Origin of the sequence: Streptomyces diastatochromogenes (assembly GCF_002242805.1) — a bacterium.
Lineage (GTDB): Bacteria > Actinomycetota > Actinomycetes > Streptomycetales > Streptomycetaceae > Streptomyces > Streptomyces diastatochromogenes.
Window position 1 is genome coordinate 358,086 of the sequence record NZ_MCGQ01000010.1, and the last position, 15,665, is coordinate 373,750.

General features: G+C 73.3%; 11 protein-coding genes. 3 read left to right on the top strand and 8 right to left on the bottom strand.

Going from position 1 to position 15,665, the window contains the following annotated elements:
• Window positions 1-12: 12 nt before the first annotated feature.
• From BEK98_RS12310 to recA, 3 genes are all read right to left on the bottom strand, one after another.
• Window positions 13-2,541, bottom strand: coding sequence for an ABC transporter permease (locus tag BEK98_RS12310; RefSeq protein WP_094216490.1), 2,529 nt, complete (start codon window positions 2,539-2,541; stop codon window positions 13-15).
• Between the two features lie 172 nt (window positions 2,542-2,713).
• The gene (gene recX, locus BEK98_RS12315; RefSeq protein ID WP_094216491.1) at window positions 2,714-3,478 is read right to left on the bottom strand and encodes a recombination regulator RecX; all 765 of its coding nucleotides are present in this window, start codon (window positions 3,476-3,478) and stop codon (window positions 2,714-2,716) included.
• Window positions 3,479-3,481: 3 nt separating this feature from the next.
• Window positions 3,482-4,597: a recombinase RecA gene (gene recA, locus BEK98_RS12320; protein WP_094216492.1), complete on the bottom strand. Its 1,116-nt coding sequence runs from the start codon at window positions 4,595-4,597 to the stop codon at window positions 3,482-3,484.
• Between the two features lie 314 nt (window positions 4,598-4,911).
• Here recA and BEK98_RS12325 point away from each other — a divergent pair, with 314 nt between their 5' ends.
• Entirely contained in the window at window positions 4,912-5,655 is a 744-nt protein-coding gene (locus tag BEK98_RS12325) for a hypothetical protein (protein WP_094216493.1), read from the top strand.
• A gap of 73 nt (window positions 5,656-5,728) precedes the next feature.
• Here the strand turns inward: BEK98_RS12325 and BEK98_RS12330 are convergent, their stop codons facing one another.
• Window positions 5,729-6,961, bottom strand: coding sequence for an AI-2E family transporter (locus tag BEK98_RS12330; RefSeq protein ID WP_094216494.1), 1,233 nt, complete (start codon window positions 6,959-6,961; stop codon window positions 5,729-5,731).
• A 60-nt stretch (window positions 6,962-7,021) separates the two neighbouring features.
• Window positions 7,022-7,216: a DUF3046 domain-containing protein gene (locus BEK98_RS12335; protein WP_094216495.1), complete on the bottom strand. Its 195-nt coding sequence runs from the start codon at window positions 7,214-7,216 to the stop codon at window positions 7,022-7,024.
• Window positions 7,217-7,296: 80 nt separating this feature from the next.
• On the opposite strand from BEK98_RS12335, the gene BEK98_RS12340 reads away from it, so the two are divergent.
• Window positions 7,297-8,241: a hypothetical protein gene (locus BEK98_RS12340; RefSeq protein WP_094216496.1), complete on the top strand. Its 945-nt coding sequence runs from the start codon at window positions 7,297-7,299 to the stop codon at window positions 8,239-8,241.
• Between the two features lie 310 nt (window positions 8,242-8,551).
• Here BEK98_RS12340 and BEK98_RS12345 read toward each other — a convergent pair whose 3' ends face one another.
• The 3 genes from BEK98_RS12345 to BEK98_RS12355 are packed head-to-tail and all read right to left on the bottom strand — an operon-like array spanning window position 8,552 to window position 10,532.
• A complete protein-coding gene (locus BEK98_RS12345; RefSeq protein WP_094216497.1) occupies window positions 8,552-8,860 on the bottom strand; it encodes an AzlD domain-containing protein in 309 nt (102 codons plus the stop codon).
• Window positions 8,857-9,639 (bottom strand): AzlC family ABC transporter permease, encoded by a 783-nt coding sequence (locus tag BEK98_RS12350; protein WP_244201844.1) that lies wholly within the window; start codon window positions 9,637-9,639, stop codon window positions 8,857-8,859. The genes BEK98_RS12345 and BEK98_RS12350 overlap by 4 nt, the downstream gene beginning before the upstream one ends.
• A gap of 53 nt (window positions 9,640-9,692) precedes the next feature.
• Window positions 9,693-10,532: an AraC family transcriptional regulator gene (locus BEK98_RS12355; RefSeq protein WP_094216498.1), complete on the bottom strand. Its 840-nt coding sequence runs from the start codon at window positions 10,530-10,532 to the stop codon at window positions 9,693-9,695.
• Between the two features lie 104 nt (window positions 10,533-10,636).
• On the opposite strand from BEK98_RS12355, the gene BEK98_RS12360 reads away from it, so the two are divergent.
• The gene (locus tag BEK98_RS12360) at window positions 10,637-15,631 is read left to right on the top strand and encodes an ATP-dependent helicase (RefSeq protein WP_094216499.1); all 4,995 of its coding nucleotides are present in this window, start codon (window positions 10,637-10,639) and stop codon (window positions 15,629-15,631) included.
• The last annotated feature ends 34 nt before the right edge of the window (window positions 15,632-15,665 follow it).

Here is a 15,665-nt window from a genome sequence, read left to right on the forward strand (position 1 = left end):
CTGTCCCTCCCCTTACTCCTTCGCCGTGGCCACCGTCACCGCCGGTACCCGCAGCGCCGCCCGTCCCGGAAGGGCACTGGACACGAGCGCGAGCAGGGCGGCGATCGCGACCACGCCGACGTAGAGGAGGGGCGTGACCGTGGGGGCCGCCCGGCCGGTCATGCCGAGGCTGAACGCGGTGAGTACGGCGAGGGCGATGCCACTGCCGAGCGCGGTGGCGAGCAGCAGCACGGACAGTGCTTCGGTGCGCAGCACGCGCAGCACCTGACGGCGGGTCGCTCCGGCGAGGCGGAGCAGGGCGAACTCCCGGACACGCTCAGCGACCGACATGGCGAGGGTGTTGACGACCGCGATGGCGGTGAAGGCCAGCACCAGCCCCATGGCCAGGTAGTTGACCTCGGCGTTCGCCTGCTGCCGGTCGGCCTGGAGGGAGTCCGCGGCGGCCGGCGAAAGAATCCGCAGACCCGGGAACTCACGCAGCGTAGTCGCGAGTTGTGTCTGTGTACGGGTCGTGCTGACGAGGACGGAGGAGGCGAGCGGGTTGTCGATGTGCCGGGCCACGAGGTCGCGGGCGAAGGTGAGGTCGCCGAAACCGAGACCCCGGGCGTAGACGGCGGCGACAGTGAGCGTGGCGGGCGCGCCGTCGCCGAGCGTGAGCTTCAGAGTGCTCCCGGGCTTCAAGTGGTGCTGGTCCGCGGCCAGTTCACTGACGGCGACGGTGCCGGGGGCGAGATCACGAAGGGAGCCGGCGGTGACCTTCGGGTCCCAGGTGCGGGTCAGACCGGTCGGCGTGACGCCCTGGGCCGGGTACTTGTCGAGGCCGATGCGGACGGTCGTGCGGACCACCTCGGTGACGGTGTCGTGCTGCCCACGCAGCCGCCGTGCTGCCTCACCGGGGACTCCGGGCCCCTGGGCGGCGACGACCCAGTCGGCGGTGACACCCTCGCGCGCCTGGGTCCGGGCGGCGTCGCCGAGGGTCGGCTGGACGAACAGGACGGTGCAGGTCATGCCGATGAGCAGGGTGAGGGGGGTGACGACGGAGGCCATCCGGGTGGCGTTGCCGCGCAGGTTGGCGGTGGCGAGGCGGCCACCCTGACCGGTGAGCCGCAGGGGACCGGCGAGCAGCAGCGCGGCCGCCTTGACCAGCAGCGGGCCGAGCAGGGCCACGGAGGTGGACAGGACGACGACGGCGAGGAAGGTCACGGGAGTCGAGGCGGGCTCGGTGCGCAGGGAGGTGAGGACGACGACGAGGACGACTCCGCCGGCGAGGAGCAGCAGACCGGCGGCGATACGCCCCCAGGCCGGGCGGGTGCGCTCGGTCCTGGCCTCCGCCAGGGCTTCCGCCGGGCGGATCCCGGCGATCCTGCGGGAGGCGATCCGGGCCGCCGCCCAGGCGCCGAGCAGGGTCGCGGCAAGGGCGGCGAGCGGCGGGAAGACGCTCACGGTGTGCTGAAGCGTGACGGGTACGGCGCCCAGGGCGACGAACCGGGAGTGCAGCCAGCCGCCCAGCGGCAGCCCGAGCAGTGCGCCGGCGCTGCCCGCCACCGCGCCGATGATCAGCGCCTCCCGGCCCAGCAGCCTGCGGATCTGGCCGGGGGTGGCGGCGATGGCGCGGAGCAGGGCGAGTTCGCGGTGGCGCTGCTGGACGGAGAGCGCGAAGGTGCCGACGACCACGAGCACCGCCACCAGCAGCGAGGTGCCGCCCATCGCGCCGCCCATGCTGACCAGCCGGGTGCGGGCGGTGGCCGCGTCCAGGAACTCGACGGGCCCGCGGGCGTCGCCGGTGCTGACCTGCGCGGTGGTGCCGTGCAGCGCCCGCACCACAGCCTGCCGCACCGCCTCCGGATCGGCGCCCTTGGCCGGGAGCACACCGAACGCGGTGACCTGCCCGGGGTGCGCGGCCAGCCGCTCGGCCTCCGCGGTGGAGAAGAACAGCGACGTCTGGTGGCGCACCGCGGTCGCCGGTGTGGCGATGCCGGTGATCCGGTAGCTGCGCGGCGACTGGGTCGACTGCACGGTGAGGCGGTCGCCGGTCCGGAGGTGGGCGCGTGCCGCGAGGTCATCGTCGATGACGAGGTCGCCGTCGGCCTTGGGCGCGCTGCCCGAGGCCAGCCGGTACGGCGTCAGCGCCGCGGAGTCCCAGGCGTGCCCGTAGGCGGTACGGCCGCCGGTGCCGACGGGGATCAACGGCTGTGCGAGAAAGGTCAGTTCGGGGACGACCCGGGCGACGCCGGGGGTACGGGCGAGGGTGGCCCGCAGGTCCGCGGAGAGCCAGGCGCGTTCGGCGACGGGTTTCGCCTTGTGCTTGACCTTGGTCTTGCCCTTCTTGTGCTTCACGGTGGTCTGGTGGACGTACTGGTCGGCGGAGACCACGACGGGAGCGGCGGCATAGCGCTCGGTGCGGATCGTGCCGCGCAGGCCGGTGTCGAGGAGGGTGCCGCAGGCGGTGATCAGAGCGGCCGCGCACATCAGGGCGAGGAAGGCACCGAGGAAGCCCGCCTTACGGGCGCGGATGGTCTGGAGGGCGTAACGCAGCATCATCGGGCGGGCTCTCTTCTGTTGTGCGTCTCGGAGTCCGTGCGCCGCCGGCCTCGGCGTGGGCCGTGGTCCGGGGCGTGCATACACACTCGCGCGTGCACGGGTCCGCAAGCACTGCGGTGGCCCGGCGTCTTGGGCGGGGGTTAACCCCACCGCCCGGCCGGGCGCCCGGCTGTCAGAAGGCCTCGCCCTCCAGGAACTCCGTGTCCTCGCCCTCTTCCTCCAGGGCCTGGCGGACGACGCGAAGGGCCATGCCCTCGGGGTAGCCCTTGCGGGCGAGCATGCCGGCGAGGCGCCGGAGCCGCTTGTCGCGGTCGAGGCCACGGGTGGCCCGCAGCTTGCGGGCGACCAGCTCGCGGGCGGTCGCCTCCTCCTGCTCGGAGTCGAGCTGGCCGACCGCCTCGTCGATCAGCGCGGAGTCGACGCCCTTGGTGCGCAGTTCCCGGGCGAGTGCGCGGCGGGCGAGCCCCCGGCCGTGGTGCCGGGACTCCACCCAGGCGTCCGCGAACGCGCTGTCGTCGATGAGCCCGACCTCCTCGAACCGGGACAGCACCTCCTCGGCCACGTCCTCGGGGATCTCCCGCTTGCGCAGGGCGTCCGCGAGTTGCTTGCGGGTGCGCGGGGTCCCGGTGAGCAGGCGCAGACAGATCGCCCGCGCCCGCTCAGCCGGGTCCCCTGAAGACTCCCCCCGCTCGGCCCTCGACGAGGTGGGGGTGCCTTCGTCCTCACCGGGCGGCTCCCCGAAGCCGCCCCGCCGACGGTCACGGCCGCGCCCCCGAGCGCGCCGTGCCCCGGACCCGCCGTGCTCCCCGTCCCCGGACCCGTCTCCGTACCCGTCGTCACCGGCCGTGGCGGAGCCCGAGTCGCCGCCGGTGCCCCTCCCCCGTGGGGTACCGGGGGTGGCGTACTCGTACTCGGCCCAGTCGGTTCGTCGTGTCACGGGTCAGCTCTTGGCAGTGGCGGCCTTGGGCTTGGTGGCCTTGGCGGGCGCCGCCTTGGCGTCGTCCTCGGCCGCGGTGGTCACCGCCGCGTCCGCGCCCGGCTCGGCCGCGGGCTCCTCCGGCCGGACACCCACGCCCAGCTTCTCCTTGATCTTCTTCTCGATCTCGTTGGCCAGGTCCGGGTTGTCCTTGAGGAAGTTGCGCGCGTTCTCCTTGCCCTGGCCGAGCTGGTCGCCCTCGTACGTGTACCAGGCGCCGGCCTTGCGGACGAAGCCGTGCTCCACGCCCATGTCGATCAGGCCGCCCTCGCGGCTGATGCCCTGGCCGTAGAGGATGTCGAACTCGGCCTGCTTGAAGGGCGGGGCGACCTTGTTCTTCACGACCTTGCAGCGGGTGCGGTTGCCGACCGCCTCCGTGCCGTCCTTCAGGGTCTCGATGCGGCGGATGTCGATACGCACCGAGGCGTAGAACTTCAGCGCCCGGCCACCGGTCGTGGTCTCCGGGGAGCCGAACATCACGCCGATCTTCTCGCGGAGCTGGTTGATGAAGATCGCGGTGGTCTTGGACTGGTTGAGCGCACTGGTGATCTTCCGCAGGGCCTGGCTCATCAGCCGGGCCTGGAGACCGACGTGGCTGTCACCCATCTCGCCCTCGATCTCCGCGCGCGGGACGAGCGCGGCGACGGAGTCGATGACGATGAGGTCGAGGGCACCGGAGCGGACGAGCATGTCCACGATCTCCAGGGCCTGCTCGCCGTTGTCGGGCTGGGAGAGGATCAGGTTGTCGATGTCGACGCCGAGCTTGCGCGCGTACTCGGGGTCGAGGGCGTGCTCCGCGTCCACGAAGGCAACCTGGCCGCCGGCCTTCTGGGCGTTGGCCACGGCGTGCAGGGTCAGGGTCGTCTTACCGGAGGACTCCGGGCCGTACACCTCCACCACTCGGCCGCGCGGCAGACCGCCGACACCGAGGGCGACGTCGAGTGCGGTCGACCCGGTGGGGATGACCTCGATGGGCTCGTTCGGCCGCTCGCCCAGGCGCATGACCGCGCCCTTGCCGAACTGCCGTTCAATCTGTGCGAGCGCGGCGTCGAGCGCCTTCTCGCGGTCGGTTCCTGCCATGGGTTCCACCCGGTTTGCTTGAGTCGATCGCTTCACGTCAAAGACGCTAACGCCTGCCACTGACAATGCGCCCCGACGTCGGCCCGGCCTGTGGATAACGAGGGGACATCTCATGACGAAACATGTCGAAATCCCCGTCTGGAGCCTTGCCCGAGCCTCCATAAGAATGGATGTTCGATTTTCGTGTCAAGCGGCACCACGCGGTACCCGGAGCCTCTTCCGCGTCGCGGCGCGCGCCGCTACTCCCGGCGTCGTACGGCGGGTGTCTTCGGCCGGACGACGACCGGGCGGGGCGCTCCCGGGAGCCTGGGGCCATGAAGAGTCCGCGCCCCGCCGAGCGCCTGTGTCACGCGCCCGGTCTGCTCCTCGTCCTCTCCGGTCTCGCCCACCTGGTGGTGTTCGCGGTCGACGGCGGCCCCTGGGACGGACCCGTCTCCTGGCGCAAGCCCGTCACGTTCGGGCTCTCCTTCGGGGTGACGCTGATCGCGATCACCTGGGTCACGTCCTACCTGCGCGTCGGGGCGCGGCTGCGCACCGTCCTGCTCGTCGTCTTCGCCGCGGACTGTGTGGTGGAGGTCGGCGGCATCACCCTTCAGGCGTGGCGCCGGGTGCCTTCGCACCTGAACATGGAGACCCCCTTCGACACGGCGGTGTCCATGACGCTCGCGGTGGGCGGTGGTGTCCTGGTGGTGCTGCTCACCGTCTTCGCCGTCGCGTCCTTCCGGCACCGGCCGACGGGCCCCGCCGGCATGCCGCTCGCGGTGCGCTCGGGGTTCGCGATCCTGCTCGTGGCGCTGGCCTCGGGCGCGGCGATGATCGCGCGCGGGGTCGTGCTCACCCGGACCGGCCACCAGGAGGCCGCCTATCACTCGACGGCCCCGCTCAAGCCGCTGCACGGAGTGAGCCTGCACGCCGTCCTGGTGCTGCCGCTGCTGGCCTGGCTGCTGTCCTGCACGACCTGGAGCGAGCGGGTGCGGTGGCGCACCGTGGCCACCGCGGTGGGCTGTTACGTGGCGGCCGTCGCAGCCGCCGGGGTGTGGGCGGTCCTGACGTACTGAACACGGCACGTACTGAACACGACACGTACTGAACACGACCCCCGACGCAGGCTCCTGTCCCCGACGCGGGCTCCTACGAGGACTCCTCCGCGCTGGGCCGCCGTTCCCACAGCCGTCGTAGGCGCGGGCCGGCCGGCCCCCGCGTGCGGTGTCCGTGCACCCGGGGATCGTCCGTGACGGCGTACCGCTTCACGTACGCACCCAGGAAGGCCTGCAGCGTGGCGACCGCCGGGATGGCGATCAGCGCGCCGACCGCGCCCAGCAGCGCGGTGCCCGCGATCACCGAGCCGAAGGCGACGGCCGGGTGGATGTCGACGGTCTTGGCAGTCAGCTTGGGCTGCAGCATGTAGTTCTCGAACTGCTGGTAGACCACGACGAAGACCAGCACCCACACCGCGTACCAGGGGTCCACGGTGAACGCGATCAGCATCGGCAGCGCACCCGCGAGATAGGTGCCGATGGTCGGGATGAACTGCGAGACGAGACCCACCCAGACACCGAGCACGGGCGCGTACGGCACACCCAGGGCCGCGAGCAGGATGTAGTGCGCTATCCCGGAGATGAGCGCCATGAGGCCGCGCGAGTAGAGGTAGCCGCCCGTCTTGTCGACGGCGATCTCCCAGGCCCGCAGCACCTCCGCCTGGCGCGCGGGCGGCAGGACGGAGCAGAGCGCGCGGCGCAGCCGGGGGCCGTCGGCGGCGAAGTAGAACGAGAACAGCGTGACCGTCAGCAGCTGGAAGAGGCCGCCGAGCACCTGGGCGGACACGTCGAGCACGCCGGCCGCGCTGTTCTGCGCGTACTTGCGCAGCCAGTCGGAGTGCAGCAGTCCCTCCTGGACGTCCACGCGCCTCAGGTCCGTGTGGAACGTCTCGTTGATCCAGTTGATGACCGAGTCCAGGTAGTCGGGGAAGCCCTCGACCATCTTGATGATCTGGCCGGCCAGCATCGAGCCGAGCAACGTGATGAAGCCGGCGGTGACGATCATCAGGCCGAGGAAGACCAGGAAGGTGGCGAGTCCCCTGCGCATGCCGCGAGCGGCCAGCCGGCTCACCGCGGGTTCGATGGCGAGGGCCAGGAAGAACGCGATCAATATGTTGATCAACAGCCCGGTCAGCTGGTGGAAGGCCCAGCTGCCCAGCTGGAAGGCGGCTATGAGCGCGAGCGCGAGCACCATGGCGCGCGGCAGCCAGCGCGGCATGCGGCCGCTCGGCGCGGCGGCGTCGGCCGGGGGCCGGTCGGGCGTCGTCGTAGCGGTCGGGGATGCTGCGTACCGGTCGACCGGCACGGTCTCGTCAGTGGGTGCCACGGGCCAAGTCTCGCCCACGCCACCGACAGCCCGCTGCCCGCCCGGGAACTTCGTGCCCGGTCAGCGCTGCTCCCCGGGCACGTTCATCACCGAGCAGACCACGCGCCACACGTCCTTGGCCTCCCAGCCGGCGTCCAGTGCCTCGTGCACCGTGCGCCCGCCCAGATCCGTCATCACATGATCGCGCGCGAAGGTGTCGGCGTACCCCGGACCGAAGTGTTCCGCCATCCGCTGCCAGAAGACCGTCAACCGCATGACTCCAGTATCCCGCCCCTGGGGGTGGGGCCCGCCCGGGACCGCTTGCCGAGACCGCTTTCCGCCCTACGGTCTGTCGCATGGCCGAAACAGGAGCTTCCCCACTCCCCTCTACGACCCCGGCGCGCTCCCCGCTCTTCCGCGCCGAACAGTTCGTCTGGCTCACCGCGCGCGTGCTGGAGCAGCGGCTCTTCGCCTACCACTTCCTGAACGGCGCCGCCGATCCGGTGGAGGCGGCGCTGGACGCCTACCGCAACGAGGACGGCGGGTACGGCCACGCGCTGGAACCCGATCTGCGCGGCCCGGTGAGCCAGCCCCTGCACACCGGTCACGCGCTGCGCGTGCTGGACGCCGTCGGGCGCTGCGGCGGGCAGCGGGTGGAGCGGGTGTGCCGCTATCTGACCTCCGTCTCCACCGCGGACGGCGCCCTGCCGGCGATCCATCCCAGCCAGCGCGGCTATCCGGTGGCCCCGTTCGTCCCGGTCGTGGACGACCCTCCCAGCGAACTGCTCGCCACCGGTCCCGTGGTCGGGCTGCTGCACCGCAACGAGGTGTGGCACGCCTGGCTGTTCCGGGCCACCGACTTCTGCTGGCAGGCCGTGGAGTCCCTGGAGAAGTCCCACCCGTACGAAGTGGAGGCCGCCGTGGCCTTCCTGGACTCCGCGCCCGACCGCCCGCGCGCGGAGGCCGCGGCCGACCGTCTCGGCCGCCTGGTGCGCGAGCAGCGGCTGGCGGCCCTGGACCCGGATCGCCTCGACGCCTACCCGGTCGCTTCCGGCTATGCCCCGGGCGAGCACCACTTCCCGCACGACTTCGCGAAGAGCCCGGACTCGCTCGCGCGCGCGTGGTTCACGGACGAGGAGATGGCGCGCTCCCTGGACTTCCTCGCCGCCGAGCAGCAGGAGGACGGCGGCTGGCCCGTCCGCTGGCGCCACTGGGCACCGGCTCCCACGCTGGAGGCGCGCCCCATGGTGACCATCGAGGCACTGCGCACCCTCAGGGCGTACGGCCGCTTCGTGGGCTGACCCGGGCCGAGCCCAACTGACACCGACCGAGCCCGACTGATGCCGGCCGAGCCCGACTGATGCCAGCCGAGCCTGGCTGGCCCCGACTGATCCAGGCTGAGCCCGGCTGGCACCGGCCGAGCCTGGCTGACCGAGGTGGCCCGGCTTGCCCCCGACTGACGTCGGCCGAGCCCGACTGACCCAGGTGGCCCGGGTGGCCCGGCTTGCCCCCAGCTGACGTCAGCCGAGCCCGACTGAACCCGGCCGAGCCCGGCTGCCCCGGCCGACCCCAACTGGCATCAGCTGTCCCCGGCGCCGACCCCCGCCGCCCTCACCCACCGATCGCCCGCACCCCCGCCGTCACCACCACGGCCGCCGCGACGACCAGCAGGAACGGTGCGCGCAGCACCAGCGCCACGGCGGCCGCGCCGAGCCCCGCGGCCCTCGCGTCCAGCACGAGCGCGTGCCCGTCGGCGAACGTCTGCTGGGCCGTGAGCGCGGCGAGGAGGGCGACGGGCAGCAGGGCCGCGAGCCGCCGGACGAACGGCCGCTCCAGGACGCCGGCGGGCACCAGCAGCCCAGCGAGTTTGACGGCATAGCAGCCGAGAGCGGTCACACCGATCGCGATCCAGGTGTTCATCGGACCTCCTCCGATCCGTCCGGCACATCCAGCCCGTCCGATATGCCCGATACATTCGGCGCATCCGATCCGTCCGGCGCGTCCTGTCGGGTACGACCCCCGCGCCGGCCCTCGGCGAACAGCACGGCCGGTGCCGCCAGCGCGGCCACCAGGACCGGTACGCCGGCCGGCAGGACGGGCAGCAGGCCGAGGCCGAGCAGGATCGCGAGGCCGGCGACCACGCGCTCGGTGGACGTCTTCAGCATCGGGGCGAGCAGCGCCAGGAAGACCGCCGGCCCGGCCGCGTCCAGGCCCCACGCGTCGCTGTCCCCGATGGCCTTCGCACCCAGCGCGCCGAGCAGTGTGGTGAGGTTCCACAGCAGGTAGAGACTGAGCCCGGTGACGGTGAACCCGATCCGCGCGGCACGCCGGGTCGGCTGGGCCAGGGTCACCGCCGTGGTCTCGTCGATCACCCACTGGGCGGCGAACGGCCGCACCGCGCGCGGGAGGGCCAGCAGCTGCGACAGCCGCAGCCCGTAGAAGGCGTTGCGTACGCCCAGGAAGAACGCGCCGGCGGCGGCCGTCAACGGGTTGCCGCCGGCGGCGAGCGCGCCCACCAGGGCGAACTGGGAGGCGCCGGTGAACACCAGGAGGCTGAGCGCGCAGGTCTGCAGGAGTCCGAGTCCGCTGCCGGCCGAGGTCACCCCGAAGGCGACCCCGGAGAGTCCGACGGCGACGCCGACGCCCAGGGCGTCGCGCACGACGGCGGCGTCGGGCTTTCCCGTGCCGTCGGCGGCCATGTCCGCGAGTGCTGTCTGTTGTTGTGCCACGCCCCGGACGGTACGGGCGGCCGTCAGCCCGGGTCTTGTACGTTCTTGCGCTCGCGCTGATAGGCGCCCGGGGGCACCCCGACGATCCGGGTGAAGTGCCGGTTGAGGTGCGGCTGGTCGGTGAAGCCGACGACGACGGCCGCCTCGGCGGGTGCCGTCCCCGCGTCCAGCAACAGCCGCGCGCGGCGCACCCGGGCGTCGGTCAGCCAGGTGTGCGGCGGCATGCCGTAGGCGTCGCGGAACGCCCGCAGCAGGGCGAACGGACTGGTTCCGAGGTCGGTGGCGAGGCGCTCCAGGGTCGGCGGCTCGGCCATCCGCTCCTCCAGTACGGCACGCGCGCGTGCGGCGATCCGCGCTCCGGCGGTCCGCGTCCGCCGCTGCGGCAGCGGCCCGCCGTTGAGCCGCAGCAGCCTGGTCACGGCCACGCGCAGCAGGGTGTCGGCGGCCAGTGCGTTGCCCTCGTCGGCGGCGCGGAGCACCTGATGGACCAGGCGGACGGTGTACGGATCGTCGAGGACCGGGCTGACGAAGCCGGGCGTGCCGCGGATCGTGGTGGTCTCGGCCGCGATCTTGGCCACCACCTCGGGCGAGGGATAGACGGCACCGTACCGCCAGCCCTCGGGCACACCGGCCCGGCCCGTGTGCGGAGTGTCCGGGTTGACCAGCGCGAGGGCGCCGGCTCCGGCGGACACGTCGGAGCCGCGGTGGTGGAACACCTCGACGCCGTCGGCGATGGCCGCGATCACGAAGTTCTCGTGGGTGTGCCGGACGAAGGTCTTGCGGATGTAGCGGGCACGCAGCAGATCGACGCCGGGCAGCTCCTCGTACCGCCAGTGCCGCGCCCGCTCCGCCGAACCCGTCATACGGCCATTGTCCGTCCCGCCCGCCGACCCGCTCCCGTCGGCCTGTCCACCCCTGATTCCCCAGGTCAGCACGATTGTCAGTGGCCGGGTGCAGGATGGGTGGCATGGTCAGCTCCGCACACCGAGCCCTCGACGGCTTCTCGCCCGCGACCCGCGGCTGGTTCACGGGGGCGTTCTCCGCGCCCACCGCGGCTCAGGCGGGCGCGTGGCAGGCCATCCGGGAGGGCTCGGACGTGCTGGTGGTCGCCCCCACCGGTTCGGGCAAGACGCTGGCCGCGTTCCTCGCCGCCCTGGACCAGCTGGCCTCGACCCCTCCCCCGGCCGACCCGAGGAAGCGCTGCAGGGTGCTGTACGTGTCGCCGCTCAAGGCGCTTGCGGTCGACGTCGAGCGGAACCTGCGCAGTCCGCTGACCGGTATCCGCCAGGAGTCCGTGCGTCTGGGGCTGCCCGAGCCCGAGGTGAAGGTCGGCATCCGCTCCGGCGACACCCCGGCCGCCGAGCGGCGCGCCCTGTCCACGCGCCCGCCGGACATCCTGATCACCACCCCCGAGTCGCTGTTCCTGATGCTCACGTCGGCCACGCGGGACGCGCTGACGGGCGTGGAGACGGTGATCCTGGACGAGGTGCACGCGGTCGCGGGCACCAAGCGCGGCGCGCATCTCGCGCTGTCTCTGGAGCGGCTGGACGAGCTGCTGCCCAGGCCGGCTCGCCGGATCGGCCTGTCGGCGACCGTGCGCCCGGTGGACGAGGTGGCCCGGTATCTCTCGCCGCGCCGCAAGGTGGAGATCGTCCAGCCGGAGTCCGGCAAGGAGTTCGACCTCTCCGTGGTCGTCCCGGTCGAGGACATGGGCGAGCTGGGCGGCTCCCCGGCGGCCGACGGCAACGAGGGGGCGGAGAAGCCGTCGATCTGGCCGCATGTGGAGGAGCGGATCGCCGACCTGGTCCAGGCCCACCGCTCCACGATCGTGTTCGCCAACTCCCGGCGTCTGGCCGAGCGGCTGTGCAACCGGCTCAACGAGATCGCCTACGAGCGGGCGACCGGCGAGCCCTTGGAGGAGCATCACGCCCCGGCGGAGCTGATGGGCGGTTCGGGCGCGGCCCAGGGCGCGCCCCCGGTGATCGCCCGCGCGCACCACGGCTCGGTCTCCAAGGAGCAGCGCGCCCTCGTCGAGGAGGACCTCAAGGCGGGCCGGCTGCCCGCCGTGGTCGCCACCTCCAGCCTGGAGCTGGGCATCGACATGGGCGCCGTCGACCTCGTCGTACAGGTCGAGTCCCCGCCCTCGGTGGCCTCCGGACTCCAGCGCGTCGGCCGCGCGGGGCACCAGGTGGGCGCCGTCTCCACCGGCGTGGTCTTCCCCAAGTACCGGGGCGACCTGGTCCAGTCGGCCGTGGTCACCGAGCGGATGCGCACCGGTGCCATCGAGTCCCTGAAGGTCCCCTCGAACCCGCTGGACGTGCTGGCCCAGCAGCTCGTCGCCATGACGGCGCTGGACACCTGGCAGTTCGACGACCTGCTCGCCGCGGTCCGCCGCGCGGCCCCCTTCGCCTCGCTGCCCGAGTCGGCGTTCACGGCGACCCTCGACATGCTCGCGGGCCGCTACCCGTCCGACGCGTTCGCCGAGCTGCGCCCGCGCGTGGTGTGGGACCGCGTGGCCGGCACGATCACCGGCCGGCCGGGCGCCCAGCGCCTCGCCGTCACCTCGGGCGGCACGATCCCCGACCGCGGCCTCTTCGGGGTCTTCCTCGCCGGTTCCGACCCCAAGAAGGGCGGCGGCCGGGTCGGCGAACTGGACGAGGAGATGGTCTACGAGTCCCGGGTGGGGGACGTCTTCACGCTGGGCACGAGTTCCTGGCGCATCGAGGACATCACCCGAGACCGCGTTCTGGTCTCCCCCGCGCCGGGCGTGCCGGGCCGGCTGCCGTTCTGGAAGGGCGACCAGCTGGGCCGCCCGCTCGAACTGGGGCGCGCGGTGGGCGCGTTCCAGCGCGAGGTCGGCTCGCTGCCCAAGGACGACGCCCGGCTGCGGCTGCTCGCCGCGGGCCTGGACACGTGGGCGGCGGACAACGTGCTGTCGTACCTGGACGAGCAGCGCGAGGCCTGCGGCCATGTCCCGGACGACCGCACGATCGTGGTCGAGCGCTTCCGCGACGAGCTGGGCGACTGGCGGGTCGTCGTCCACTCCCCCTTCGGCGCCCAGGTCCACGCCCCTTGGGCCCTCGCGCTCGGCGCCCGCCTCTCCGAGCGGTACGGCATGGACGCGCAGGTCATGCACGCCGACGACGGCATCGTGCTGCGCCTGCCCGACGCCGACCTGATGGGCCTGGACCTGCTCGACCAGGAGCCCATGAAGGCCGGCACCGAGTACGACAGCGAGCAGGCGCCGGTGGGCGCGGCGGACGTCGCCTTCGACAAGGGCGAGGTCGACCAGATCGTCACCGACCAGGTCGGCAGCTCCGCCCTGTTCGCCTCCCGGTTCCGCGAATGCGCCGCCCGCGCGCTGCTGCTGCCGCGCCGCAACCCGGGCAAGCGCACGCCCCTGTGGCAGCAGCGCCAACGGGCGGCCCAACTGCTCCAGGTGGCGAGCGAGTTCGGCTCGTTCCCGATCATCCTGGAAGCGGTCCGCGAGTGTCTCCAGGACGTCTTCGACGTCCCCGGCCTCGTAGAGCTGATGGGCGACATCGAGTCCCGCAAGGTCCGCCTGGTCGAGGTCACCACCCCGGAGCCGTCCCCCTTCGCCCGCTCCCTCCTCTTCGGGTACGTCGCCCAGTTCCTGTACGAGGGCGACTCCCCGCTCGCCGAGCGCCGCGCCGCCGCGCTGTCCCTGGACTCCCGGCTGCTGGCCGAGCTGCTGGGCCAGGCGGAGCTGCGCGAGCTGCTCGACGCGGACGTGCTGACCGAGCTGGAGCGCGAGCTGCAGTGGCTGACGGAGGACCGGCGCGTCAAGGACGTCGAGGGCGTGGCCGACGTGCTGCGCCTGCTCGGCCCGCTGACCGACGCCGAGCTGGCCGAGCGGGGCGCCGAGCCCCCGTGGGCACGGGAGCTGGCCGCCGCGCGCCGGGCCATCAAGGTCCGGATCGCAGGACAGGACCACTGGGCGGCCGTCGAGGACGCGGGCCGGCTGCGCGACGCGCTCGGCACGGCACTGCCGGTCGGTGTCCCCGAGGCGTTCACCGAGCCGGTGAAGGATCCGCTCGGCGACCTCCTCGCGCGCTACGCCCGCACCCACGGCCCCTTCACGTCGACCACCGCGGCGGCCCGTTTCGGCCTGGGCGTGGCGGTCACCGAGGGCGCCCTGCAGCGGCTGGCCGCGAACGGCCGTGTCGTACAGGGCGAGTTCCACCCGGCGGGCATCGGCCAGGAGTGGTGCGACGCGGCCGTACTGCGCCGGTTGCGCCGCCGTTCCCTGGCCGCGCTGCGGCACGAGCTGGAACCGGTGTCGCCTGCCGCCCTGGCCCAGTTCCTGCCGCAGTGGCAGCACATCGGCAAGGGCCACGGACTACGAGGCATCGACGGACTGGTGCGCGCCGTCGAGCAGTTGCAGGGCGCCTCGGTACCGGCATCCGCGCTGGAGAAGCTGGTCCTGCCCTCCCGCGTGGCGAACTACACGCCGTCGATGCTCGACGAACTCACCGCCGCGGGTGAGGTGGTGTGGGCCGGAGCGGGCGCCCTGCCCGGCAAGGACGGCTGGGTCTCCCTGTACGCGGCGGACGCGGCCCCGCTGCTTCTGCCACCGCCGCATCCCCTGGAGCTGACCGCGCTCCACCAGTCCGTCCTGGACGCCCTCTCCGGCGGCTACGGCCTGTTCTTCCGCCAGATCGCCGACCAGGTCCGTGCCACCACTCACCCCGACGTCACCGATCCCCAACTGGCCGACACCCTGTGGGACCTGGCGTGGACGGGACGGCTCACCAACGACACCCTCGCTCCCATGCGCTCCCTGCTGGGCTCGGGCCGCACGGCGGGCTCGACGGCCCACCGCGCCAAGCGCGCCGTCCCCCGCGGCCGCTACGGCTCCCTGACGGCCGCTGCGCGCCCCGCCTCCCGCACGGGCCCGCCGACGGTGGCCGGCCGCTGGTCCCTGCTCCCCGCCCCCGAGCCGGACGCCACCGTGCGCGCCCACGCGCGTGCGCGCGTCCTCCTCGACCGGCACGGCGTGGTCACCCGGGGGGCGGTCGCCGCCGAGGGCGTCGAGGGCGGCTTCTCGGCGGTGTACCGGGTGCTGTCGGCGTTCGAGGACAGCGGCCAGGCCAGGCGCGGCTACGTGGTCGAGGGCCTGGGCGCCGCCCAGTTCGCGATGGACGGCGCGGTCGACCGCCTGCGCGCGGTGTCCAACGCCCGCGAACGCGGCGAGGGCCTGCCCGCCCCGGGCGTCCCGGACGGCTTCGGCGGTGGCAACCCGCTCTTCATCGACGGCGGCCACACCACCCCGAACGCCTTCGACCAGGCCGACGCCGGACTCGCCCACCCGGGCCTCGACGGCGACTTCACCTGGCCACCGGAGGACCACCCGGCCACGCCCGGCGACTTCACCTGGCCACCGGAGAACCGTCGCGCCGACGAGTACGTCTCCCCCCGCGACCTCGCTCCCACCGACCCCTTCGCCTCCCCCGGCTACGGCGCCCCCCGGGGCGGCGGCCCGGCCTCCGCCTACGGCTCACCGGCGAACCGCGGCTTCGGCGACCGCCTCGCGCGCTCGTCCTCCCCCGACCCGCGCGCCGTGGTCCTCGCCGCGGCCGACCCCGCCAACGCCTACGGCGCGGCACTTCCCTGGCCCGAGCCGCCGAACGATGCCGGGCACAAGCCGGGCCGCAAGGCGGGCTCCCTGGTCGTGCTGGTGGAGGGCGAGCTGACGCTGTACATGGAGCGCGGCGGCAAGACGCTGCTGGCCTGGCCCTCCGCCCCGGACACCGCCGCGACCGACGATCCACGCCTGCGTACGGCTGCGGAGGCCCTGGCCGCGGCCGCCCGCGCGGGCTCGCTCGGCACGGTCACGGTGGAGCGGATCAACGGCGCCCAGGCCCTGACCGCCCCCCTGGGCACCCTCCTGGAGGCGGCGGGCTTCATCGCGACCCCGCGCGGTCTGCGCCTGAGAGCCTGAGCGCAGCGGCCCCGGGCACGGCCGTCCTGCGTCA

Bases quoted from the DNA above. Each gene is read 5' to 3' on its own strand.
- BEK98_RS12310 (WP_094216490.1), bottom strand. From the start codon at position 2,541: ATGATGCTGCGTTACGCCCTCCAGACCATCCGCGCCCGTAAGGCGGGC.
- recA (WP_094216492.1), bottom strand. From the start codon at position 4,597: ATGGCAGGAACCGACCGCGAGAAGGCGCTCGACGCCGCGCTCGCACAG.
- BEK98_RS12325 (WP_094216493.1), top strand. From the start codon at position 4,912: ATGAAGAGTCCGCGCCCCGCCGAGCGCCTGTGTCACGCGCCCGGTCTG.
- BEK98_RS12335 (WP_094216495.1), bottom strand. From the start codon at position 7,216: ATGCGGTTGACGGTCTTCTGGCAGCGGATGGCGGAACACTTCGGTCCG.
- BEK98_RS12340 (WP_094216496.1), top strand. From the start codon at position 7,297: ATGGCCGAAACAGGAGCTTCCCCACTCCCCTCTACGACCCCGGCGCGC.
- BEK98_RS12345 (WP_094216497.1), bottom strand. From the start codon at position 8,860: ATGAACACCTGGATCGCGATCGGTGTGACCGCTCTCGGCTGCTATGCC.
- BEK98_RS12350 (WP_244201844.1), bottom strand. From the start codon at position 9,639: ATGGCCGCCGACGGCACGGGAAAGCCCGACGCCGCCGTCGTGCGCGAC.
- BEK98_RS12355 (WP_094216498.1), bottom strand. From the start codon at position 10,532: ATGACGGGTTCGGCGGAGCGGGCGCGGCACTGGCGGTACGAGGAGCTG.
- BEK98_RS12360 (WP_094216499.1), top strand. From the start codon at position 10,637: ATGGTCAGCTCCGCACACCGAGCCCTCGACGGCTTCTCGCCCGCGACC.